General features: G+C 36.4%; 27 protein-coding genes. 8 read left to right on the top strand and 19 right to left on the bottom strand.

Annotated elements, in window-relative coordinates; genetic code table 11:
- The first annotated feature begins 46 nt into the window (after nucleotides 1-46).
- The 7 genes from hutH to DD829_RS09645 all read left to right on the top strand — a co-directional run bounded on the left by hutH (nucleotide 47) and on the right by DD829_RS09645 (nucleotide 8,435).
- A complete protein-coding gene (gene hutH, locus DD829_RS09615; protein WP_108410529.1) occupies nucleotides 47-1,567 on the top strand; it encodes a histidine ammonia-lyase in 1,521 nt (506 codons plus the stop codon).
- Nucleotides 1,568-1,642: 75 nt separating this feature from the next.
- On the top strand, nucleotides 1,643-2,374 hold the full coding sequence (gene fabG / locus DD829_RS09620; RefSeq protein ID WP_108410530.1) for a 3-oxoacyl-ACP reductase FabG: 732 nt from the start codon (nucleotides 1,643-1,645) through the stop codon (nucleotides 2,372-2,374).
- 74 nt (nucleotides 2,375-2,448) lie between these two features.
- On the top strand, nucleotides 2,449-3,669 hold the full coding sequence (locus DD829_RS09625; RefSeq protein WP_108410531.1) for a beta-ketoacyl-[acyl-carrier-protein] synthase family protein: 1,221 nt from the start codon (nucleotides 2,449-2,451) through the stop codon (nucleotides 3,667-3,669).
- Nucleotides 3,670-3,673: 4 nt separating this feature from the next.
- On the top strand, nucleotides 3,674-3,928 hold the full coding sequence (locus DD829_RS09630; RefSeq protein WP_108410540.1) for an acyl carrier protein: 255 nt from the start codon (nucleotides 3,674-3,676) through the stop codon (nucleotides 3,926-3,928).
- Nucleotides 3,929-4,026: 98 nt separating this feature from the next.
- Complete coding sequence (locus DD829_RS09635) at nucleotides 4,027-4,911, top strand: lipid A biosynthesis acyltransferase (RefSeq protein ID WP_108410532.1); 885 nt, start codon at nucleotides 4,027-4,029, stop codon at nucleotides 4,909-4,911.
- Nucleotides 4,912-5,110: 199 nt separating this feature from the next.
- The gene (locus DD829_RS09640) at nucleotides 5,111-6,649 is read left to right on the top strand and encodes a phytoene desaturase family protein (protein ID WP_108410533.1); all 1,539 of its coding nucleotides are present in this window, start codon (nucleotides 5,111-5,113) and stop codon (nucleotides 6,647-6,649) included.
- A 127-nt stretch (nucleotides 6,650-6,776) separates the two neighbouring features.
- Nucleotides 6,777-8,435 (top strand): C45 family autoproteolytic acyltransferase/hydolase, encoded by a 1,659-nt coding sequence (locus DD829_RS09645; protein WP_410493814.1) that lies wholly within the window; start codon nucleotides 6,777-6,779, stop codon nucleotides 8,433-8,435.
- 5 nt (nucleotides 8,436-8,440) lie between these two features.
- On the opposite strand, the gene DD829_RS09650 is transcribed toward DD829_RS09645, so the two are convergent.
- The 19 genes from DD829_RS09650 to DD829_RS09740 form a co-directional block, all read right to left on the bottom strand.
- Nucleotides 8,441-9,613 (bottom strand): DUF2062 domain-containing protein, encoded by a 1,173-nt coding sequence (locus tag DD829_RS09650; protein WP_108410534.1) that lies wholly within the window; start codon nucleotides 9,611-9,613, stop codon nucleotides 8,441-8,443.
- A 23-nt stretch (nucleotides 9,614-9,636) separates the two neighbouring features.
- Nucleotides 9,637-10,113 (bottom strand): hypothetical protein, encoded by a 477-nt coding sequence (locus tag DD829_RS09655; RefSeq protein WP_108410535.1) that lies wholly within the window; start codon nucleotides 10,111-10,113, stop codon nucleotides 9,637-9,639.
- Nucleotides 10,110-10,490 (bottom strand): 3-hydroxyacyl-ACP dehydratase, encoded by a 381-nt coding sequence (locus DD829_RS09660; RefSeq protein ID WP_108410536.1) that lies wholly within the window; start codon nucleotides 10,488-10,490, stop codon nucleotides 10,110-10,112. Before DD829_RS09660 ends, DD829_RS09655 begins: the two co-directional genes overlap by 4 nt.
- A gap of 1 nt (nucleotide 10,491) precedes the next feature.
- Nucleotides 10,492-11,061 (bottom strand): hypothetical protein, encoded by a 570-nt coding sequence (locus DD829_RS09665; protein WP_228408158.1) that lies wholly within the window; start codon nucleotides 11,059-11,061, stop codon nucleotides 10,492-10,494.
- A 31-nt stretch (nucleotides 11,062-11,092) separates the two neighbouring features.
- Nucleotides 11,093-11,719 (bottom strand): LolA family protein, encoded by a 627-nt coding sequence (locus tag DD829_RS09670; RefSeq protein ID WP_108410538.1) that lies wholly within the window; start codon nucleotides 11,717-11,719, stop codon nucleotides 11,093-11,095.
- A 106-nt stretch (nucleotides 11,720-11,825) separates the two neighbouring features.
- Entirely contained in the window at nucleotides 11,826-12,569 is a 744-nt protein-coding gene (locus tag DD829_RS09675; RefSeq protein WP_108410539.1) for a polysaccharide deacetylase family protein, read from the bottom strand.
- A 534-nt stretch (nucleotides 12,570-13,103) separates the two neighbouring features.
- Nucleotides 13,104-14,165, bottom strand: a complete 1,062-nt coding sequence (locus DD829_RS09680) for a beta-ketoacyl synthase N-terminal-like domain-containing protein (RefSeq protein WP_108410475.1) — start codon at nucleotides 14,163-14,165, stop codon at nucleotides 13,104-13,106.
- Nucleotides 14,162-15,361, bottom strand: coding sequence for a beta-ketoacyl-[acyl-carrier-protein] synthase family protein (locus DD829_RS09685; protein WP_087708354.1), 1,200 nt, complete (start codon nucleotides 15,359-15,361; stop codon nucleotides 14,162-14,164). The genes DD829_RS09680 and DD829_RS09685 overlap by 4 nt, the downstream gene beginning before the upstream one ends.
- An 81-nt stretch (nucleotides 15,362-15,442) precedes the next feature.
- The gene (locus tag DD829_RS09690) at nucleotides 15,443-15,700 is read right to left on the bottom strand and encodes a phosphopantetheine-binding protein (RefSeq protein ID WP_076396292.1); all 258 of its coding nucleotides are present in this window, start codon (nucleotides 15,698-15,700) and stop codon (nucleotides 15,443-15,445) included.
- 110 nt (nucleotides 15,701-15,810) lie between these two features.
- Nucleotides 15,811-16,350 carry a 3-oxoacyl-ACP synthase gene (locus DD829_RS09695; RefSeq protein WP_087708356.1) on the bottom strand — a complete coding sequence of 180 codons (540 nt, stop codon included), beginning with the start codon at nucleotides 16,348-16,350 and terminating at the stop codon, nucleotides 15,811-15,813.
- An 18-nt stretch (nucleotides 16,351-16,368) separates the two neighbouring features.
- Nucleotides 16,369-16,692, bottom strand: coding sequence for a type II toxin-antitoxin system RelE/ParE family toxin (locus DD829_RS09700; RefSeq protein WP_228408159.1), 324 nt, complete (start codon nucleotides 16,690-16,692; stop codon nucleotides 16,369-16,371).
- Nucleotides 16,653-16,904 carry an addiction module family protein gene (locus DD829_RS09705; RefSeq protein WP_108410474.1) on the bottom strand — a complete coding sequence of 84 codons (252 nt, stop codon included), beginning with the start codon at nucleotides 16,902-16,904 and terminating at the stop codon, nucleotides 16,653-16,655. The genes DD829_RS09700 and DD829_RS09705 overlap by 40 nt, the downstream gene beginning before the upstream one ends.
- Before the next feature lie 38 nt (nucleotides 16,905-16,942).
- The gene (locus tag DD829_RS09710) at nucleotides 16,943-18,115 is read right to left on the bottom strand and encodes a beta-ketoacyl synthase N-terminal-like domain-containing protein (RefSeq protein WP_108410473.1); all 1,173 of its coding nucleotides are present in this window, start codon (nucleotides 18,113-18,115) and stop codon (nucleotides 16,943-16,945) included.
- Nucleotides 18,115-18,537: an acyl-CoA thioesterase gene (locus DD829_RS09715; RefSeq protein ID WP_108410476.1), complete on the bottom strand. Its 423-nt coding sequence runs from the start codon at nucleotides 18,535-18,537 to the stop codon at nucleotides 18,115-18,117. The genes DD829_RS09710 and DD829_RS09715 overlap by 1 nt, the downstream gene beginning before the upstream one ends.
- Nucleotides 18,538-18,692: 155 nt before the next feature.
- On the bottom strand, nucleotides 18,693-19,073 hold the full coding sequence (locus DD829_RS09720; protein WP_108411164.1) for a GxxExxY protein: 381 nt from the start codon (nucleotides 19,071-19,073) through the stop codon (nucleotides 18,693-18,695).
- Nucleotides 19,074-19,386: 313 nt separating this feature from the next.
- On the bottom strand, nucleotides 19,387-20,655 hold the full coding sequence (locus tag DD829_RS09725; RefSeq protein WP_116547697.1) for an ABC transporter permease: 1,269 nt from the start codon (nucleotides 20,653-20,655) through the stop codon (nucleotides 19,387-19,389).
- Nucleotides 20,642-21,397, bottom strand: coding sequence for an ABC transporter ATP-binding protein (locus DD829_RS09730; RefSeq protein WP_108410586.1), 756 nt, complete (start codon nucleotides 21,395-21,397; stop codon nucleotides 20,642-20,644). Before DD829_RS09730 ends, DD829_RS09725 begins: the two co-directional genes overlap by 14 nt.
- A gap of 1 nt (nucleotide 21,398) precedes the next feature.
- Nucleotides 21,399-22,394 carry a BtrH N-terminal domain-containing protein gene (locus DD829_RS09735; RefSeq protein ID WP_108410580.1) on the bottom strand — a complete coding sequence of 332 codons (996 nt, stop codon included), beginning with the start codon at nucleotides 22,392-22,394 and terminating at the stop codon, nucleotides 21,399-21,401.
- A gap of 109 nt (nucleotides 22,395-22,503) precedes the next feature.
- Complete coding sequence (locus tag DD829_RS09740; protein ID WP_108410581.1) at nucleotides 22,504-22,905, bottom strand: hypothetical protein; 402 nt, start codon at nucleotides 22,903-22,905, stop codon at nucleotides 22,504-22,506.
- A gap of 213 nt (nucleotides 22,906-23,118) precedes the next feature.
- Between DD829_RS09740 and DD829_RS09745 the strand changes: the two genes are divergently transcribed.
- Complete coding sequence (locus DD829_RS09745; RefSeq protein ID WP_108410582.1) at nucleotides 23,119-23,931, top strand: peptidoglycan-binding protein; 813 nt, start codon at nucleotides 23,119-23,121, stop codon at nucleotides 23,929-23,931.
- Nucleotides 23,932-23,946: the final 15 nt, after the last annotated feature.

Raw genomic sequence — 23,946 nt, forward strand, 5'->3', positions numbered from 1 at the left:
AATTAATTAATAATTACAAAATTATCTATTTATTACTTTTTAATTAATGAAAATAAATAACTTTTTAGAACTGAGTGACTTTAAGAAAGTCATCATCAACAATGAGAAAATAGAACTGGATGATACACTTCTTGCCAGAGTGGATGAGAGTTTTCAGTTTTTAAAAGAATTTTCAAAAAATAAAGTAATATATGGTGTGAACACGGGTTTCGGACCGATGGCGCAGTTCAAGATCAGCGATGAAGATACCCACCAGCTTCAGTATAATCTTATCAGAAGTCATTCTTCGGGGATTGGAAATCCGCTTCCCGCAGACGAAGCAAAAGCCTGTATGCTGGCAAGACTGAATACCTTATCATTAGGAAAATCGGGTGTTCATCATTCTGTAGTAAATTTACTTAAAGAATTAATAAACAGAGATATTACGCCGCTTATTTTTGAACACGGAGGTGTTGGGGCAAGTGGAGATCTGGTTCAGTTGGCGCATCTTGCATTGGTATTGATCGGGGAAGGTGAAGTTTTCTATAAAGGAGAAAGAAAATCAACAAAAGAAGTTTTTGAGATCGAAAACTTACAGCCGATTCAGGTAGAAATCCGTGAAGGACTGGCTTTGATGAACGGAACATCCGTGATGTCCGGAATTGGAGTCGTTAATGCGCATAAAGCGAATCAGTTAACCGATATTTCAATCAAATTATCTTGTGCGATCAACGAAATTGTTCAGGCGTATGACGATCATTTATCTGAAGTGCTGAACGGAACCAAACTTCACGAAGGACAGCAGAAAATTGCAGAAAAAATGCGTGCTCACTTATCTGACAGTCAATTGATCAGAAAAAGAGCCGATCATTTATATACTCACTTTGAAGAGCAGGAAAAGGTTTTCAAGGAAAAAGTTCAGGAATATTATTCTTTACGATGTGTTCCTCAGATTTTGGGACCTGTTTTAGATACGTTGGAATATACGGAAAAAGTATTGGAAAACGAGATCAATTCAGCAAATGATAATCCGATCATCAATGTAGAAGATCAGCACGTTTACCACGGTGGAAATTTCCACGGCGATTACATTTCCCTTGAAATGGATAAGCTGAAAATTGTAGTCACCAAATTAACAATGTTGGCGGAAAGACAATTGAATTATTTACTGAATTCTAAAATCAACGAAATTTTGCCTCCGTTTGTTAATTTAGGTAAATTAGGATTCAATTTCGGGATGCAGGGTGTTCAGTTTACGGCAACTTCCACTACGGCAGAAAGCCAGATGTTGTCCAATCCGATGTATGTTCACAGTATACCTAACAATAATGATAATCAGGATATTGTAAGTATGGGAACCAATGCAGCGGTTATTTGCAGAAAAGTAATCGAAAATGCATTCGAGGTGTTGACAATTGAAGCCATTACCATTGTTCAGGCAATAGAATATCTTGGTTTTCAGGATAAAATTTCATCGGCAACCAAAGAATTGTACGATGAAATAAGAAAAATAATTCCTACGTTTTCTGATGATATGGTAATGTATCCTTATCTGGAAGAAGTGAAGAAATATTTAAAGGCAATGTAATTTTTTAAGGAAATTAATTGTCATACTTAAGGAAAGGAAAATATACACAAAAAACTAAAACTACATAAGCAACACATGAAATGTGCAATCGTCACAGGAGGCTCAAGAGGAATCGGAAGAGCGATCTGTATAAAACTGGCTGAAGAAAAAAACTATCATATCTTAATCAACTACACTTCAAACGAAGCGGCAGCTAAAGAAACGTTAGCTAAAGTGGAAGAACTGGGATCTACCGGAGAAATTTTGAAATTTGACGTAGGAAATGCCGAAGAAACCCAAAAAGTTTTAACAGAATGGCAGGAAAATAATCCTAAATCCGTTGTTGAGGTGATCGTAAATAATGCCGGAATTACAAGAGACGGATTGTTCATGTGGATGCCAAGTGAAGACTGGAATGCAGTGATTAACACCAGTTTAAATGGTTTTTTCAACGTGACGCATTTCTTTATCCAGAAACTGTTGCGCAATAAATACGGCAGAATTATCAATATGGTTTCTGTTTCCGGAGTGAAAGGAACGGCAGGACAGACCAATTATTCTGCGGCGAAAGGTGCTTTGGTAGGAGCTACAAAGGCGCTGGCTCAGGAAGTGGCGAAAAGAAACATTACCGTAAACGCGGTTGCACCGGGATTCATAAAAACGGACATGACGCAGGAATTCAATGAAGACGAATTGAAAGCAATGATTCCTGCAAACCGATTCGGGGAAGCGGAAGAAGTGGCAGATTTAGTCGCATTTTTAGCCTCTAAAAAGTCATCGTACATTACAGGCGAAGTCATCAATATTAACGGAGGAATCTACTCATAAAATCAGGTGGCAGATAAAAGGTAGCAGTTGTGAGCTGCAACCCAAAACCTAAAACCTAAAACCTTGAACATTACATGGAAAATAGGGTTGTCATTACCGGAATGGGAATTTATTCCTGCATCGGAACTTCTTTGGAAGAGGTGAAAGAATCTTTATTTCAGGGAAAATCCGGAATTCATTTAGTAGACGAAAGAAAAGAATTTGGTTTCAGATCGGGATTAACGGGCGTGGTTCCGAAGCCGGATCTCAAAAATCTTCTCAGCCGCAGACAGCGCGTAAGCATGGGCGAAGAAAGCGAATATGCCTATATCGCAACGCTTGATGCACTGAAACAGGCAAATATAGATCAGGATTTTTTAGACAATAACGAAGTCGGAATTTTATACGGAAACGACAGTGTTTCCAAGGCAGTGGTAGAATCGATCGATATAGCGAGAGAGAAAAAAGATACAACGTTAATGGGTTCAGGAGCCATTTTTAAATCCATGAACTCTACCGTTACCATGAACCTTTCGACCATTTTTAAACTGAGAGGAATCAATTTAACCATCAGTGCAGCCTGTGCAAGCGGATCTCACTCTTTGGGACTAGCTTACATGATGATTAAAAACGGTTTTCAGGAGATGATTATTTGCGGAGGAGCACAGGAAACCAATAAATATTCGATGGCGAGCTTTGACGGTTTGGGCGTTTTCTCAGTACGGGAAAATGAACCCACAAAAGCATCCAGACCTTTTGATAAAGACAGAGACGGATTAATTCCGAGTGGAGGAGCAGCAACTTTAATTGTTGAAAGTTTAGAATCTGCCCAAAAAAGAGGAGCCAATATCATCGCGGAAATTGTCGGGTATGGATTTTCTTCCAACGGAGGACATATTTCCACCCCAAATGTAGACGGACCGGCTTTAGCCATGAACAGGGCTTTGCAACAGTCTGGTTTACAGGTAAAAGATATCGATTATATTAATGCTCATGCAACATCTACACCAATTGGTGATGCCAATGAAGCGAAAGCCATTTACGAAATTTTCGGAAGCGAAGTTCCGGTAAGTTCAACAAAATCAATGACCGGTCACGAATGCTGGATGGCAGGTGCGAGTGAAGTCATTTACTCGATCCTTATGATGCAGAACGATTTTGTAGCCCCGAATATCAATCTGGAAAATCCTGATGATGAGGCGAAAAAGATAAATTTGATCGCCGAAACTAAAAGTCAAAAAATTGATGTATTTTTGTCGAATTCTTTCGGATTTGGGGGAACCAATTCTGCATTAATTGTTAAAAAATTTAATTAAAAACATGGAAAGGGAAAAGATTATTGCGATTGCCAATGACTTTTTAGTCAACGAATTTGAAGTAGACGGCGATGAAATCAGCAATGATGCAAACTTTAAAAAAACGCTGGGTTTAGACAGCTTAGATTATATTGATCTTGTAGTGGTTATCGAATCTAATTTCGGAGTGAAATTAGGCGAAGCAGACTTCAAAAACATCGTGACTTTTGACGATTTTTATACCGTGATCGAAAACAAGATTACTGAAAAAAGCGTATAATTGATTTAGCTTCTTTGCCGAGTAAAACGCTCTTGCGAACTTAAAAAAAAGGTAGTAGTTAAAAATTTCTTGCGAACTTTGCGTTAAGAACAAAAAATATGAACAAGTGGAAAGGTAAATCTAAAGGGACGATTCTGGGCTACAAAATTTTCGTCTGGTGCATTAGAAATATCGGGATCAGAAGTTCATATGTAGTGCTTTACTTTGTTGCGTTCTATTATTTTTTGTTCGAAAAAAACAGCAACAGATACTACCGTTATTATTTTTCAGAAAGGCTGAAATATGGCTTCTGGAAAACAAAACTTTCTCTGTTTAAAAGCTATTTCACTTTCGGAACCGTTCTTATTGATAAAACTGCTATTTCAGCAGGATTGCGCAACAAATACACCTACGAATTCGATGGAATTCAAAACCTCAGAAACCTTTTAGCCGAAAAAAAAGGAGGCGTTCTCATCAGTGCGCACATCGGAAATTTTGAAATTGCCGAACATTTCTTTGCCGATATCGATTTCGACTGTCAGATCAACTTAGTAACAACAGATCAGGAAGTTACAGTTATTAAAGAATATCTTGAAAGTGTTTCCGTAAAAGCGAGTAGCATTAAATTTATTTACGTGAAAGACGATATGTCCCATATTTTCGACATCAATGAAGCCTTGTCTAAAAATGAGCTCATTTGCTTTACCGGAGACCGATATTTCGAAGGCTCAAAGTTTTTAGAAGGCGAATTACTGGGAAAAACGGCAAAATTTCCTGCAGGACCCTTTCTCATTGCTTCCAGATTAGGCGTTCCGGTCGTGTATGTGTATGTGATGAAAGAAAAAAATCTGCATTATCATTTGTACGCAAGAGTTGCCGAAAACGTCAAAAAACGCGATGCACAGGGACTTTTGAACTCTTACACTCAAAATCTTGAATCCATGATTCGAAAATATCCGCTCCAATGGTTCAATTATTTTGATTTTTGGGACGATATTAATTAAATTTCCTACTTTTACCTTCTGAAAACTAATATTTAACTCAAACATTAAATGATTGAGAAATTTAAAATAAAGTCCTAAGTTTCCTTTTATCTTTGCTGAGTGTTAACGCCTTTGCGAACTTAAAAACAGAAAGTGATTAAGAAAAATCTTTGTGGACTTTGCGTTTTAAAATTCAAAATCATTAAAGACACTTTCTTCCTTGAAAAAAACACACGACATACTCGTCATCGGCAGCGGATTGGGCGGTCTTGTTTCAGCGCTTGTTTTGGCGAAGGAAGGTTTGAAGGTGTGCGTTCTCGAGAAAAACAATCAGTACGGCGGAAATTTACAGACCTTTTCCCGCGACAAACTCATCTTCGATACCGGAGTTCACTATTTAGGAGGACTTTCCGAAGGACAAAATCTTCATCAGTATTTTTCCTATCTGGAAATTATGGAAGAACTTCAGCTTCATAAGATGGACGAAAACGGCTACGACAAAATCACTTTTGGAGACGATGAAACCGAATATCCTCACGCACAAGGCTACAGAAATTTTGTTGAACAGCTATCAAAATACTTTCCCGAAGAAAAAGACAATTTAGAAGACTATTGCGAAGAAATTCAGAGAATTTGCAGTCAGTTTCCCAGATACAATCTTGTGGGAAAAAACAATTACAACGAAGAAATTCTTCACTTAAATACCAAAAGATTTATTGAATCTTTAACCTCGAATAAAAAGCTGCAGTCTGTTTTATTAGGATCCAATTTTCTCTACGCGGGAGATTCCGAAAATATTCCGTTTTACGTTCATGCGCTCACTGTAAATTCCTATATCCAAAGTGCTTACAAATGCATCAAAGGAGGAAGCCAGATTTCAAAACTGCTGATTCGCAGGCTTCGTGAGCATGGAGCAGAAGTACACAAACATGCTGAAGTTTCCGAATTTATTTTTGATGAAAACAATATGTTATCCAGAGTAAAAACTTCAGAAGGAAAAGAATATTTTGCGAAAAAATTCATTTCAAATATCGAAATTCGCACAACCCTGAAACTTCTCGGAGAAGAAAGGCTTAAAAAATCATTTGTCAACAGAATTGTAAGCTGGGAACCCGTTCCGTCATGTTTCAGTGTTTATCTCGTGATGAAACCACAATCTTTTCAGAATTTCAATTATAATATTTACCATTTTGCCAATGAGGAAATGGTCTGGAATGCCTATCGTTATCAAAAAGAAAAATGGCCCGAAACGTATATGCTTTCTTCCACAGAATCCAAACACAATCCCGGTTTTGCAGAAACTCTCACCGCCATTTCCTACATGGATTTTCAGGAAGTGGAGGAGTGGAAGGAAACCGTCAATACCGTTGCAGACAAATATGAAAGAGGAGCATTGTATGAAAAATTCAAGCTGGAAAAAGCTGAAAAAATGATGGATGCTTTAGAAAAGAAATTCCCTGATTTAAGAAAATCGATTAAGTGTTTTTACACTTCTTCACCGTTGTCTTATCGCGATTATATCGGAAGCTTTAACGGAAATATGTACGGTTACATGAAAAGTTCTGAAAATCCTCTGAAAACCATGGTTTCTCCACGCACGAAAATCGACAATCTTTTTCTTACCGGACAATCCGTCAATATGCACGGAATTTTGGGCTGTACGATCGGCGCATTCAATACCTGCGCAGAAATTCTCGGAAAAGATCTGATTGATGAAAGATTAACACAATTGATTAATAAAAATAAAGGTGAAAAATAGCGAAAATGATATGCCGTTTGTTGTCATCCGGAACGAAATGAGATGGAGTAAAGGATTTAAATTGTTTTTTTTGAGATTCTTCCTTCGTCAGAATGACAAGATTCAATGTTTTCGAAATAGCGGATCTATAATCTTAATTTTTCTCAGTCTAAACCTTAGCCTTTTCCTCAACTCTTGCGGAATAAGAAAATCCATCAAACATCTTCCCGAGGTGAAGCAGTATTCCCTTGAAATTCCAAAGGTTACAAAAATTAACGATTCAACTTTCAGTTTCAATCAGAATTATTTAACAAAAAATAAGCAGCAGATCTGGGAATTGTATATTCAGGGAAATCCTCTGCAATTAGGTTATAATAACGGAGCTTTAACCCAAAATCTGATGCAGAAACAGGAAGAAATTTTCTTTTCGAAAATTGAAGGATTTGTCCCGTCGAAGTTTAAGCAAAACTTACTGAGAGGTTTCCTGAAATGGTACAACCGGAAAATGTATCTTAATGTAAGGGAAGATTTTCAGGCAGAAATCTACGGAATGTCTCAATATTCTTCGGACAAATATAATTTTATCGCACCAAAGTTTCTGCGAAGTATGTATCTCCACGGAGCGCACGATATTGGTCATGCCATGCAGGATTTAATGATGGTGGGCTGTACTTCTCTTGCGGTCTGGAATGAAAATACGGAGGACGGAGATTTATTGATCGGAAGAAATTTCGACTTTTACGTGGGAGATGATTTTGCTAAAAATAAGGTCATAGAATTCGTTCAGCCGGAAGAAGGGATTCCTTATCTTTCTGTGACATGGGCGGGAATGATCGGCGTAGTTTCAGGGATGAACAAAGAAGGAATTACCGTTACCATTAACGCCGGAAAATCTAAAATACCATTGACCGCAAAAACACCGATTTCTCTGGTGACAAGGGAGATTTTACAATATGCCAGAACTATTGATGAAGCAATTGCCATTGCCAAAAAGAGAAAAGTCTTCGTTTCGGAATCTATTCTGGTCGGAAGCGCGAATGATAAGAATGCAGTGATTATTGAAGTTTCACCCGATAATTTCGGGGTGTATGAAGTGAAAAATACAAGCCGTGTTTTTTGCACCAATCATTTCCAGTCGGAGGCTTATAAAAATGATAAAAGGAATCTGAAACATATTGCGGAAAGCCATTCAGAATACCGTTATGAAAAACTGCAGGAACTTTTAGCGGAAAATAAAAAGCTCAATCCCGAAAAAATGGCAGCGATTTTAAGAGACAAATCCGGCTTGAAAGGGGAGAAGATAGGATATGGAAACGAAAAAGCAATCAATCAGCTTTTGGCGCATCACGCCGTGATCTTTTCGCCTCAAAAAAAATTAGTCTGGGTTTCTGCAAATCCTTATCAGTTGGGAGAATTTGTCTGTTATGATCTGAATGAAATTTTTTCAAATAATAGATTAAAAAGCGGCGAGTTTGCAAAATCTGAATTGAATATTCCAAAAGATCCTTTCATTGATTCTCAGGAATTTAAAAATTACGAAGAATGTAAAAAATTAAGCTCTCAAATTGAATATTCAACGGATGATAAAGAGAAAGTACTCTCAGAGGAATTTATTAATCATTATCAATCTTTAAATCCTGATTTCTGGCTCGTTTATTTTCAGGTGGGAAAATATTATTTTAACAAGAAAGAATATGCCAAAGCAAAAACACAATTTGAAAAAGCATCAACCAAAGAAATTACTACCGTTCCGGATAGAAAAAATGTGGACAAATATCTGAGAAAAACAGTGAAAAAACTGAAATAACGGGTTTAATTTTTATCAGGGCTCACCTTATTCAGAAAAAGAAAAGTTGCTACCCCTAAAATTGCAGAGGCAGAAGTCGCCAGAATGAAACTTCCTATAACGTACTGCAAGAGATTATTTTTTACCAGATCAAAGTTCAGTTCCTGACTGAAAATATTGCTGTCTCCATGCACAAAAGGAGAACCCAGAAACAGCGAAGCGGCAATAATGAAGGGAATAAAAGGTGGTAAACTTACATTGGATGCAAAAAAAGCAAGCACTTTATTCAGCTTGAATAGTACAGAAAGAGAAATAACAATCAGCGTATGAAATCCCCAGAACGGAGAAAAGCCTACAAAAACGCCCAAAGCAATCGAAAAAGCTTTAATCCTGTTGCTTCCGTCACTTTCCAGAACATCTTCTTTTATGAATCTTTTAATGCTTTTTTTTTTGAAATTATTCACGAAGTTTCGCGGAATAATATAAAGCAAAGTAATGGTTACCAGAATCGTGTTCAGGATACTGATCCTCGTAAAATCTTTAAACGGTCTGAAATGAGAAACCCTTTCAGCGGGATCATAAAGAACCTTCACCGGAACATTTCTAACCGGAATGTGTCTCCATGCTGTTCTTACAATAATTTCAATTTCAAATTCAAACTTTGGCGTAAAATATTTCTTGGGAATTTTATGCAGAGGATATAATCGGTAACCGGATTGTGTGTCTTCAAGCTTGATTCCGGTTTCAAACCAGAACCAGAAATTAGAGAAACGGTTTCCGAAACTGCTTTTCTTGGGAATTCCGTCCTGAGACATATTTCGGTTTCCGATGAGCAGAACATCTTCCTTTTCATTCAGCAAAGCCTCCACAAAAACAGGAATATCATCCGGATAATGCTGTCCGTCGGAATCAATCGTGATTGCATAATCGTAGCCGAGTTCTTTAGCCTTTCTGAAACCCGTCTTTAAACCATTTCCTTTTCCTTTATTCTCCGGTAAATCAATAACTTCGATCTGCGAATAACTTCTTAAAATTTCTTTCGTAGAATCCGTAGAACCGTCATTTACAGCAATGATGTCTTCCGTATAATCCAGAACACCGTCGATTACTCTTTTCAGAGTTTTTTCATTGTTATAAGTAGGAATTAAAACACAAATTTTCTTTTCAGAGATTGCATTTCGTACTTCGGAAAGGTTCATGTAAATGGTTGGTTAATAGTGTTTTATTTAAAATTTAACTTTTCAGTCTCCGTCATGGTTTTAGACTGTGCTGCAAATTTTTTAATATAACTTTTTAAAGCAGAATTCTGTTTGCTGTAATTATTGATGAGAAATACTTTATCATCTTTAAGGCTTCCTCTGTAACCTACAATTTTCGGAATGTTTTCCTGAACACTCATGCGGATCAGCCTTAATTCAGCATTATTCGGGTTGCTTTTAATAACCGCTTCAAGATTGGTTGCTCCGGATTTTACCAAAGCTTTTCGGTTATTTTTGGAAATTTTTGCCTCCATAATCTGCGCCGCCGCTTTATATCCCTGAATGGCTGCATCCGATCCCGAAGTTTTTTCGGCTAAACTGATGAATGCTTCTGTATTGGCATTAGAGCTGCTTGCTTTGGCGTAACTTTCTCTCAGAGATTCAAGTCCCGACTGAAAAAAAAGCATAAAAGCCGTGATGAACGAAAAAATTAATTTCATTTTGTCAATTTTTGATAATTTACCGACATTTTTAATGCAATAGTCTCGCCAAAAGAAGTCGTGTTCTTTACCTTTACATCTCCTTCATTTTCAGTAATATCCAATTGGATTTTAAGATCAGGTGTTTCAAAAGGATTGATGATTGCCATGAACTTTACATTCAATGCCGTTTTTAAAAATAATGAAGATCCGGTGAATTCTTCAGCAAGCTCCTTCACGATCTGCATCATACAAACTCCCGGCGTTACAGGATTTCCGGGAAAATGCCCTTTAAAGATATCGTGATCTTTATTCAGGGAAATCTGGGCGGTGAAACTTCCGTTTTCCGTCTTTTCGTAGGATTGTAACGTATAAAAGTCTGTAAGAATGCTTTGCATATTATTCTGTTTCCGTTATTTGAAATAGTTTTATATTGATCTTGAAATCTTTGTGTTGAAGAATCAAACTATCCGCGAAGATATGTTTTTTTGCATCAAATGTAAAATCGATCTTTTCCTTATTATTTTTGGTGTAAATGATTTGTTTTAACAGATTATTTTCTTTGTTAAAAAATAAATAATACCCTTTATTATCCATTTTAGAAAAGTAAATTCTGGAATTTTCGTTTTCAAAACTTTCTGTTACCGGATATTTCTGCTTCAGAAGCTGCTGAAAATCGTTTCTTAAAAAATTAATCACGATTTTTTTATCCAGATCAGGAAGAACATAATTCAGCTTGAAATCATCCTCAGAAATCTCAAAATCAATCAGTTTATTCCCAAAATCAGAAGTCAGAACCACACGATGGGTCGTTTCGCTGATTTTTTTGATAATTAAAATTCCGCTCACATGATTTTTATAAATATCCATCTGACATTTATACACATAATCTTCTTTGGATGAAAAATATAAATTTTCCACTGTTTTTTCAGAAGACGGAATCGGTTTTGCATCAGTAAGCTTATACATTTTGCACGAAACAAACAGTATGAAAATCAGGCTATAAGCTAAATTCCGAAGCTGCAACAGGCGCATTGATCTTGGTGTTTTTGAAAATAATATTCGTGGTGTCTCCCGAAGCTTCCGTCATATTAACCTGAGAAACAGTAGATTGATTTTTAGGAAAATGCAGCTCGATCTGCTTGATATATTTTAAAAGCTGAGCCGATTTCGGAGTAAATTTGGCGATATTCGAAGTCGTGTTCTTTAGGTAAGAAACAGAGAATTCAGGATCGTTGAACATCTGTCCGTTTGAGCTTCCGACAATAAGTTTGTTGATTTTTTCAAACGTTTTGCTTTTTGCATCCACCGAAGATTTTTTACCCTGATCGTTAATCAATATTTTGTTGTCTTTAAAAACAATGCTGTATTGATAGGGTTTTGTGTACTTCCAACTCAGCATATTTGGCGTTTTCAGAGACATTCTTCCATAGGTGACAATGTTTTTATCCAAAAAATCCATTTTTTTAGTCTGGGTAAAATCTGCCTGTAATGTTTTTATTTCCTTGGTTTCCGAAGAAACTTTGGTTACAAACGCTTTCGCTTCCGCTCCCGACATTGCCGTATTCTGCGCAAAGAAGAAGCCTGAAATTAGTAAAAATGCTCCAAGAGCTATATTTTTAATCATTGTTTAACGTTTTTAAATTTAACCACAAGGATGACAAGGGTTTCACAAACACTATTAAAGAATATTTATTAATAATTCTTGTCTTCCTGGTGAAATCCTTGTGGACTTAGTGGTTTTCAAATTTATCAATTGTAAAAGTTGAATAATTTTTCTGCTTCAAAAATACTAATAAATCCTCCAAAACATTGTACGTTTTTTGTGAAGTGTCGTGAAGAAGTACAATGCTTCCTTTTTTTAAATTTTTCGTTACTTTCTGGTAGATTTTTTTCTCATCTTCTGTAATCGTATCAAGAGAACGGACGTTCCATCCGATGCTTTTTTTGCCGGTTTTTCTGATGGCTTTGGCAATATTCGGATTGGTAACTCCGAAAGGCGGTCTGTACAAATTGGTTGTTAAATTTCCAGTTTTAAGCATCACTTCATCACATTTCTCAATTTCCTCAACCATTTTTGAAGTCGATAAAAATCCGGTATTGTTAGAATGTGAAAGAGTATGATTTCCAACGGTATGACCATCCGCAATGATTCGTTGAAAAGTTTCAGGATATTTTTCAATCTGTTTTCCGATGCAGAAAAAGGTTGCTTTTACCTCATTTTCTTTTAAAAGATCTAAAAATTTTGGGGTGAATTCAGTCGGACCGTCATCAAAAGTCAGTGCCACTTCTCTGATTTTCGTTCTTTTATGGGTAATGCTGTTGACAAAATATCCCAGTTCAATATCGAAAGAACCCCAGATTACAAGCGCAGAAAACAGCAAAAAACAGAACAGATACACCCAAAAACTTCCGTGAAACGCGTAAATGAAAACGTTGCAGAAAAGATAAAATAGGATAAATAGATAATGCTTCATCTTTATTGTTTTTAAATTTTGGGTTTAAAATATTCACAATCTGTATCCATGCTGTCATTCTGATTGGAGCTAAGCGGAATGAAGAATCTCAAATTAATATTCTTAATGTTTACGCTAAAATAAACCATTAAGTTTTAGTTTAGAAGTTAAGATTATTAAGAGATTTCTCCTTCGTCGAAATGACAATTATGCCGTTTTTCTTTGCTAAATAAAATGCCTCTTCGAACGGAACCTATTTTCAATCAAACCTAACAGGTTTTTAAAACCTGTTAGGTTTTAATCTTTAAGCCTTTCCCAGCAAAACCAGACTGTGATCGTTTCCTTCTAAATGATTGTAAAACAAGATGTTTTACTTCGTTTTTTTATATTCCAAACCTAACAGGTTTCAAAAACCTGTTAGGTTTTAATTTTTAAGCTTTCCCCAACAAAACGGGACTGTGACTGTTTTCTCTTAAATGGTTGTAAATTAAGATGTTTACTTTATTTTTTATGTTCCAAACCTAACAGGTTTTTTAAACCTGTTAGGTTTTAATTTTAAGCCTTTCCCAGCAAAACCAGACTGTGATCATTTCCTCCTAAATGATTGTAAAGCAGAACACTTTTAATTTCTCCTTTTTTCAGATCATTAATCATCATCACTTCCGGAATCTCCTGATTTTTAAGAATATGACAAGCCATAAACGTCGAAAAGCCACTTGCCGTATTAAATTCTCCACTTAAATGTTTATAATACAGAAAAGCCGAATTTTCAAACAAATTCATTGCAATTTTATAATAAAAATCTGATTTTGCATCTCCGCTGAATCCTAAAATTACAGCATCAATTTCGTTATTGGTCAAATTATTTTTAGTTAAAAAATCTTCAATAAACTGTTGAGTCTCTTCCAAATCTAATTTGTTTGCGATCTGAATGTCTTTTAACTGAGCGTAAGAACGCTCTGTTTTATCTTTTCCTAAAACGAAAAAACTGGCACCTTCTCCCCAAATTACGCCTTCCGTTTCAGAATTCAGAAAATCAACGGGTAGATTTTCTTCTTTTTTAATGGTTTTGTTTAATTTGTACAGTTCCATCACTCTTTCGGTCTGTTCGTCTGTGGAGCCGACCAAAACGTTTTCAGCTTCACCGTCATTGATCTGTAATTTTCCATCTAAAAACGAAAATTCCAGAGACGACGAAGTATTCACATAGGTGAAATTGTACGCATGACACTGCAATCCTAAAGCAATTTGTCCTGCGACCGTATTGTGAGTAGACTGAATAAAATAGGTCGGAGTCAGAAACTCTTCATGATTATCCAGCACATTTTTCAGAAACTTTTCAGAATCCAGAGAACAGCCCATTCCTGTTCCTGTGATAATCGCATCTGGATATTCAATTCCTGCTTCTTTTAAAGCGTATTGAGAAGCTACAGAACTCATTTTTACCGTTTTAGACATTCTTCGGATCATTGCCGGAGGAATGAATTCTTTGTAAACAGGTTCAATTGCTTTTAAAACCTGAACTGAATTTTCAGGTTTGAGATTCCGGAAAAAATCTTCATTTAAAGTGTCCTGAGCTGAAATACAGGCTGCACTGTTGATGTAAACGGCACTCATGATTTTGAGAAAATTAAAGTTGAACAATTTCCTCCAAAACCAAACGAATTGGAAAGAACGTGGTTGATGTTTTTCTCTTTAAGCTCCGTTACAGGCGTTAAATCAAATTCTGCCATTTTTGTTTTAAAATTCAGATTCGGGAAAATGATATTATTTTGAATCGCCAAAAGAGAATACACCGCTTCGATTCCCGCCGCCGCAGCAAGCGTATGACCGGTAAACGCTTTTGTAGAACTGAATTCCGGAACGTTGTTTTCCCCAAAAATCCGGATCATCGCAATTCCTTCCGATAAATCGTTATTTGGCGTTGCTGTTCCGTGAACGTTGATATAATCGATATTTTCTTTATCTAAGCCCGAAACTTTTAATGCTTTTTCCATCGCTAAATAAGCTCCCTGTCCGTTTTCCGAAGAAGCAGTTTGGTGATGCGCATCATTGGCATTTCCGTATCCTGAAAGATATCCTAAGACTTTTTTATTTTCTTTTTTTACGACTTCATCAGATTCCAAAACGATGAAAGCGGCAGCTTCACCCAGATTCAGACCTTTTCTGTCGTTGTCGAAAGGCGTATTGTAAGAATCCGTAAGAATCATCAATGTATTGAAACCGTTCAAAGTAAATTTTGAAAGAGAATCTGTTCCGCCGACAATTACACGGTCTAAAACGCCGTTTTTAATCAGTTTTGCCCCCATCATAATCGCGTTTGCCGCCGAGGAACAGGCTGTACTGATGGTGGAAACCATACCTTTTAATCCGAGATAATCAGCGATTAACAAAGACGAATTTCCCGCATCGTGTGAGTCAATGTATTTTTGCTTTTCAGGAAAGTCTTCATAGGAGTAGAAATATTTTTCGGTAACATCCATTCCGCCAACGCTGGTCGAAGAAATCAGTCCCGTTTTATATTCATTGATATCCGAAATTCCGGCACTTTCCACAGCTTCTTTTGCCGCCATCATTCCTAACAGAGCGGTTCTTGTTGCATGATGATCTTCTTTGAGCTGAAGTTTTGCGGCAAGTTCCTCATTAGACAATTTGATTTCGCCTGTTTTGATATTTCCTTTATGACGTGTTTCAAACAAAGTAATGTCCGAAATCCCGTGCTTTCCGGAAGTCAGCGAACTCAGATTTTCCTCCACATTGTTTCCAATGGCGGAAATGATGCCCATTCCTGTTATGGCAATTTTTTGACCCATCTTTTAGTAATGTACCAATGTATCAGTTTAACAGCATAACAATATTGGTACATTGCTAAATTGATACATTGTTAGATTGAATTATTTTGTTCTGTTTTCTTCGATGAATTTTGCCATGGTTTCGATGGACGTAAAAATCTCCTTTCCTTTTTTCGGATCGGCTAATTTTATTCCGTATTCTTTATCCAAAAGAACGATCAGCTCCAGAGCATCAATAGAATCCAAACCAAGACCTCCTCCAAATAAAGGATCTGTGTCTTTAATTTCTTCTACTGCAACGTCTTCTAAATTAAGAACTTCGATGATTTTGTGTTTTAATTCTTCTCTTAAGTTTTCCATAAAATTAATTTGAAAATATGTTAATGAGACAATTTGAAAATGTATTAAATGTTATGCCTTATTGATATGATTTTACATTTTCAAATCAGCGCATTTTCAAATTATCAAATTTATAATGTCAGCAAATATACAAAAGCTTTGTAACTTTCCTGATATAGTTCTACCCAGCCGCACAATACTTTATCTGCCTTTCCGGACTGTAAAAGCTGTGCTGAATAATTGTTTAAAAATTCTTCATCCAATTCATCCAAAACAAAAAAAGCATTTTCGGTCTGCATTTTGTGTCTGATGCTGATTTCACCCACGCAGATATTCGGTAAAGTATACACAAAAACCGCGGGACTCGGAAAGTAATTTTCCTGAGAATTGATGCTTTCCTGATATTTGAAATCCGTGTCTAAACTTGATGATCTGTTTGCAAAAACCAATGCAGTTCTGCTTTGGTCTTCATCCTTGAGAATAATTTCAGAGGCAAGAAAAGCGAGTTTGCTTAAATGATCCATTTTATGAAATTTCGGATAATTCAGCTCTAAACTTTTATAAGCTTCTTTCGCAAAGTCTGAGAAGTTTTCAGTGGGGGTTTCAAAAATAACCTCGTTGTTGAGAACTATTTTTGAATTTTCTATGGTGCAGATGTCTGTTTTCTTCATGAGTAAGTTTCAAAAAGATTAGGGCTTTTTTGTTGGATTTTGATGGGTGTTGAAAACAGCAAAAACAATAATATTATCCCCGATAATTTGATAAATGATAACATAAGGAAACTTCTGAATGTAAGCCTCACGCAAGTTTCCTTTTTTTAAGGGAAAGTGAAATGGATGATTTTGAATTCTTAAAAAATAGGATTCAACTTTTTTTATAAATTTTTCACCAAGCCCGGTTTGTTGATTTTCGTACCAAAGGGCTGCTTCTAACAAATCATTTTCAGCATTCGGAGATAAAGAAAAGTGATAAATCATAATTTTTTCATCAGTCTTTCCTTCACTTCCTCCCATGAAGAAGTTTTAAGTTCGCCACTTAAATACTTTTCGCGTTCTTCCTCAATTCGATCATAAATATAATCAGGAACTTGTGGATAATCTGAAGATTCTAATTCTGAATCTCCCTCTTCAGCATCAATAATTCCTTTGAAAATGCGTAAAATTCTTTCATCGGCAATATCGATGAATTCGTGAATTCTTTTTCTGATGTCTACGGTGGAGTCCATTTTTAAAACTTTAATTTTATAAAATTACAAAATTATTTTCAGCATTTTTCCAAAACAATCGCGGCATTACATCCGCCAAAACCGGAAGCTGTTTTCAGAATATATTTAATTTCTGCGGATTGGTTTTCTTTGATAATATTCAAAGATTGGGAGGTTCCTGTTTCTTTAAAGTTTTTAGATGGAATTAATGTTTTATTCAAGGCACTTTCCATGGAAATGATACTTTCCAGCAATCCCGATGCGCCCAAACAGTGTCCATAATACGCTTTTAAACTATGTAAAGGAATGTTTTGTAAATTCATTCTGTTGAAAGCGATGGCTTCCATTTCATCGTTATAGATCGTCGCCGTTCCGTGTGCAGAGATGAAGTCTATTTTTTCTGCTGAAAGCTGAGCTTCTGTCATTGCGTTGTTGATGCTTGCAAATAATCCGTCTCCTGTTCTCGAAGGTCCGGAAATATGGTTTGCATCATTGATGGCAGAATCTCCCAGAATTTTAAAACTAAAATTTTCGTTTTCATCCGGTGTTGAAGTAATGTATACTGCCGCTGCCGCTTCGCCGATATTGATTCCGTCACGGTTTTTATCGTAAGGCTTACAAATCTCGGTTCCGATTGCCTGAAAAGAATTAAAACCTGAAATCACAAATTCTGAAATTTCGTCTCCGGCAACAACAAAAGCATCTTTATATTTTCCAGCCAGAATCATATTTTTGGCAACGCCAATTGCCATCACTCCCGAAACACAGGCGTTAGAAACAACAATGGGCTTTGTTTGAAACCCGAAAAAATCAGCGATTTTTTGTGCTAAATTGGAAAGAAAAACGCTTTCAGGTAATGTTTTCTGATTTTTTAACAAGCTGATATTTCCTTTTGTGGTAGATAAAATAAAAGCCGTTTCCCCTGAGATTGAGTGTCTTTCAACCAATGGTTTTAAACTCAGCAAAAACATCTTTTCAAGTCTTGTGAAGCTCACGTTGTCATTGGCTAAACGCCGAATCTCCGATTTTTGAGCGGAGTCGAAGAATCTATTGAATTCGTTATCTAATTTCTCAGAATCAATCATCGAAGCATAAAAAGGCTCCTGATTTTCGATGATTTTGTGTAAACCTACGCCGGATTTTCCTTCAACAAGAGCATTCCAGTTTGAAGAAACGTCAAAACCTAAAGGCGTGACGCAGTTATAATCTGTAATATAAACTTCTTTCTTCATCAGAGTCCCATTTTATCTTTCCATGCCTGAAAAAACTCAGGATTATACAAGCATAAATTGTTATCAGAATCCAGAAAAACCTGAATGGTTTCACCTGAACAGACCAATTTATCTTCTTCGTTAAAAAGCTCGTATTTATAGATCAATTTCGCAGAATTTGAATTGACGAAAGTCGTTACAATTCTGAAGGTTTCGCCATATTTTAAAGGCAGAAAATGTTCGCAGGTGCTTTTTACGATTGGGGTAACATAGCCTGCTTTTTGAATATCAAGATACGTTAAACCATGCTGTCTTCCAAAAGCTTCTCTTCCGTCTTCAAAATAAACGATATAATGTCCGTGCCAGACAATTCCCAAAGGATCTGTTTCGTTGAATCTTACGCGGACTTGTTCCGTACAAGTTAAATTTTCTTTAGACTGCATTTTGTTTTCTTTTTTTACCACAAAGGGCACAAAGGTTTTCACAAGGTTCACAAAATAAATTTCTTTTTCTGTGTTAAAAACTTGTGTTTTTCGTGGTGAATAAACCCCTAAGTTCACAAAGTTATACACAATGTTCACAATAAATATTCTAAATTTTATATCGTTCCGTTGATTAATCTTTTAACCCCATTTTTAAATAAAACTGAGTTAAAATTAATCAATAAACCCAATTTACAATTGCTTAATTTTAAATACGTTAAAACTTGAGCAATATGAATTTCATTTAATGATTCTACGGATTTTATTTCAACAACAACTTTTCTCTCAACTAATAAATCAATCCTATAGCCAATGTCAAGTTTTATGTCATCATAAATTAATGGCATTGGTTTCTGTTTTTCTATCAGTAATCCGGATTTCTGTAACTCATAGTACAGACATTCTTCGTATGCGCTTTCTAAAAGTCCGACTCCAAGTTGGCGATGAACTTTTAATCCTGCATCAAAGATAACTTTTGAAACTTCATTTTCATTCATATCATTTTGTGTTTTATAATTATTTTTACCACAAAGGTCACAATAGTTTCCACAAGGGACATAAAATAAATGCTTGAGCCCTTTGTGAAAAACTTTGTGCTCTTAGTGGTTATCCTAAACAGCATTTTGTTTTCTTTCATAAAATAATGAAATCGCGACCATTGCTACATAAAATAAAAAAATCTCATTTTCATTCATATCATTTTGTGTTTTATAATTATTTTTATCACAAAGGTCACAATAGTTTCCACAAGGGACACAAAATAAATGCTTGAGCTCTTTGTGAAAAACTTTGTGCTCTTAGTGGTTAATCTTAAACAGCATTTTGTTTTCTTTCATAAAATAATGAAATAGCGACCATTGCTATATAAAATAAAAACAGGAAAATGATTTCTTTCGCAATTCCTCCAATTCCGCTGTTTCTTAAAATAATGTCGTAATAAGCATTTAATCCCCAATTCATAGGAGAAAATTTGGCGATGGTCTGCATAAATTCAGGCATTAAAAATACGGGAACCCAGATTCCGCCGATTGCAGCCAAAACCACCACGGAAGTCGCACCAAACGGAGCCGACTGTTCCTGAGTATTGGCAACCGTTCCTAAAAGTACACCAAATCCGATGGCTGCCAAACCTGCAAAAATAGTCACGACAATAAGCGGAAACATTTTTCCGGTAACATCAAATTGTGGAAGATCCATATAAGGGAAAAGATAAATTCCCACCGCAACCATCAGTAAAAACTGGATGACACAGATGATGAGATACGTAAATGTTTTTCCTAAAATATGAACGAAATAGGGAGTCGGGCTGATTCTCGCTCTTACACTTGTTCCCTGGCTTTTTTCTTTTACCAGATTAATAGACAGAGGAACCACAATGAAAAATATCGCAAACAGCGCCCAAGCCGGAACATTATGCTGAACGGAATTTGGCATGATGTCTGTTTTTCCTTTTTTCGGAGTGATTTCCTTAAAACTGATTAAATTTTTAGTTTTTCCGAGATCTTCCGTAGTTCCCAACTGATCCTGAAAGGCTTTGTAGATTTTTTTGTTCTCAATCTCAAAAACCATTTTGTTGACGGCAGTCATCACATTGTTTTTGAACCCGATATTGGTTGCCGGATCAAAGTACAGATGAATATCATCAGATTTAACGGGACTTTCCTTCACAGATGTCGAGTCATTTTCAAGTCCAAATGAACTGACGATGGCCTGAACTTTAGATTCTACATTGGAATTGATGTTCTTCGTTAAATTTTTCGGAATAACAATCGCCATCTGATAATCTCCTCCGAAAACTGCTTTTTCGGCAGATTCTTCGGTGAAATTGGTAAGAAGCTCGAAGGTTTTACCATTTTCGAACTCTTTTTTGATGTTTTGTGAAATTTCAGATTTGTCGTTATCAATAAAAATGATCGGAATTTTTGTGCCTTCCAGATTTTTAAAGGTAGAATCCTGAATTAAAGTAATGGTGATAATCAGCAGCAAAGGCATCACAAAAATGATGACAATTCCTCCGATATCTCTTTTCAGCAAAAGAATTTCCTTGATGAAACTCCGCCACAATTTATACAACAACATCTCGTAATTCTTTTCCGGTTAATGATATAAAAACGTCTTCTAAATTTTCTGCATTGGAAACCTTACTGATTAATTCTTCAGGTGTTCCGACAGCATGGATTTTCCCATGATCGATGATGGCAATTTTGGTACAGAATTCTTCCGCTTCCGAAAGGTGATGGGAAGTGTAGATGATGCACGTTCCTTTTTTATTTAAATCCAAAAGATAATCGATAATCGCTTTTTTAGACTGAACATCCACACCAACAGTAGGTTCATCCAGAAATAAAACTTTCGGGTTGTGAAGGGTTCCTGCAATCAGATTACAGCGGCGTTTCATTCCTCCGGAAAATTGTTCCACTTTTTTGTCTGCAAATTTCGACAAACCCATGATTTCCAGAGATTCAGTGATCGAATTCTTTAAATGTTTATGACTCAATCCGTAAAGACTTCCGAAAAACATTAAATTTTCTCTTGCTGTTAAAGTTGGATATAAAGCATATTCCTGCGGAACAATTCCAATGATTTGTCTCAGTCTGAAACCGTTCTTCTGTGGCGAAAGTCCGTCAATTGTAAAATGTCCGGAAGTCGGTTTTATCAATCCGGAAAGCATGGAAATCAACGTTGTCTTTCCGGCACCGTTAGGTCCGAGAATTCCGTAGATTTCGTTTTTGGCAATACTCAGCGAAATATCATTTACAGAAAAGTCTTCTGCATTTTTATATTTTTTGTAGAGATTTTTTATTTCTATGAAATGTTCCACGTTATATTGCTTTTCTAAGTTTTTTATAAAAAGCTTCTTCCAGATCGGCAATGTGAAGCATTGATTTTGATAATTGGTTATAAATATCGCTTTTGGAGTTCCTGTTTTTGTACACTCTTGCAATATCCACCGCAAAATCTCTCCAAAGATCACCGATCGCTGTGATTTCTTTAGAAAGTTCTCGTAATTCGTCATTTTTAAGAATAACAGAGGCTTCCTGCAAAAATGCACCATAAATAAATCTGAATCCGCCACCGCCAGTTCCGATTTCTTCCTGCATTCTGATCAGTTGTCCCAGATAATGATTGGTGGTTTTCGTACCTTTTTTGGCCGCCCATTTCGGGATGCTTTTTGCTACCCATCTCATGGCTTTTACACCAATGATTGGAACCGGAGCCAACATATTTTTACAGGTATCTTTGATTCCTTTTTTGATCGCCTCTTCCAGATTTACATGATCCGGAATGTAAGTAGGGTAGTACATATGACCTTTAGGCGGAAGTGCTCCTTTGGCGTATCTCACTTTTTCCAGCTCGGCTTCAGTAAGGGTTGTGGTGTAATCCATCACGGGGTCGCTGATCAGGAATTTTCCGTCTTCTTTTCCGTAAACCACGAGATTGTGAGCGTTAAAATGGAATTTATATTCTTCGGGAAAATAAGTAAGGTTAAAAACGCCTACCTGCAAACCTGTCGGAATATTATTGTTGAGGTTTCTTTCCAAAGCTTTTTGTGCTTCGGCAGGATTGGAAAATTTTTCTCTTTTGATTTTAATTCCCAGTCTTTTTGCGGCTTTGCTGAAAATGGCTCCCGGCATCGGACGATAGCTGAAACCCGGTGCAAAATTAACTTTCAGGAAAGGTAAATACACAAAAAATAATCCGGAACCGATTCCGAAGATCATAGGCTCGCTGAGCTTCAGTCCTTTATTCAATAATAAATTGGAGGCAACACCGTTTTCGCAATGTGCAGTCTGGTGATGTTCAAAATTAAGTTCCATTCGTCTCTTCTCTTTTTATCGCGGGAAATAATGTATGTTTCATACTGTAGAGATTCTTCCTTTATCAGAATGACAAGCTGAGTAGCTCTCTCTACTTAAAACGAATTATTTAACCCTTGAAGTTTTTTAGTTCATCCACCGAAATACCGAAAGCATCGGCGTATTTTTTCAGTACAGAATCGCTTAGTGTTTTAAATATTTTTGGTTTTCCGTGTCTTTTCACGCGCCACTGCCAAATTCCTACATACGCTGCGAGAACCTGCAGATCCATTTTATTCAGCTCCATGAAATAGACAATCGGGCTTGCTGTATTGTTGGCAACATTTTGTCTTGCTTCTTCAATTCTTTCATTAATTAAAGCCAAAGATTCGTCCAAAGCTGCTTTTTTTGCTTCCCAGCCGGTGCTGTTTGCGGTCGTGTAGTTGTTGTTTTCATCTGTAACATACAAAACCTCAGTCATATTGGCTGACTTTAAGTTGCTTTCGTCTTGTGGAAGGTCTTGTTTTTTCATCTGAAATTAATATTGAAAGATGGTTTGAATGAGTTCGCTAAGATAATAAAAATGTGCAACATCGTATCATGGTGTTTTCGGATGTTTTTAAGAAGAATATCAGGTTTTTTCTTTTGAAAAATAGTACCCAAAATGGTTATTTCCGAGTGTTGTTTTTGAATTTACATTTGTTATGATCTTTAAATAAAATTAATAACTATAAATTCTTTTATCATGATTAAAAATTATTTCCAAAGAGAAATCGAGATTTCAGGAACGCAGTCAAGAGGAGCTGCGAATTCCTCCAAAGAAGTATCGAAAATACAAAGCTGGCTTAACCTTTATGCTTTTTTAAATCCTTCAAAGGGAACTTCAACAGGGATTGATGGTGACTTCGGACCGGCTACAGAAAAAGCGGTGAAGAATTACCAAAAAGCAAACGGACTTCCTGAAGATGGTATTGTGACCCAAGAGCTTTTCCGGAGAATGGCAGATCCTATGATTAAAGCTTTTAACCAACGTGTTACGGGAACGGGATTAAGGGAATTGATGGTGAATGCCGCAAAACAGCACCTGATTGCCGGAGCAAGAGAGCTTACCATAAAAGGGGAAGGAAACAGGGGACCATGGGTGAGAGCTTATATGGATGGCAGTGAAGGAAGAGATCAGCTTTGGTGTATAGGATTTGTGCAGACCGTTCTAGATCAGGCGATAAGTCAGATAGGAGGCAATTTTACCAATATTGTAAAAAGAAGCTTCAGTTGCGATACGGTGGCTGGAGAAGCACAGCGCAGAGGCAATTTTATTGGTTATACTTTGGTGAGGAGTCATGAATACCATGTTCAGCCGGGCGATATTTTTCTTTTGCAGAGCAGTGCAAACAGCCGAGACTGGACTCATACAGGGATTGTTATTGAAAGCAGCGGAGATGTTTTTGAAACCATTGAAGGAAATACCAATGCAGACGGAAGCGAAAATGGATACGGTGTTTTACGCAGAACCAGAAATTTTATGAAATCTAAACTGGATATCATCAGAATTGATTAATCAAAAGAGGGATTA

This window comes from Chryseobacterium sp. HMWF035, assembly GCF_003094695.1.
Taxonomy (GTDB): domain Bacteria; phylum Bacteroidota; class Bacteroidia; order Flavobacteriales; family Weeksellaceae; genus Chryseobacterium; species Chryseobacterium gambrini.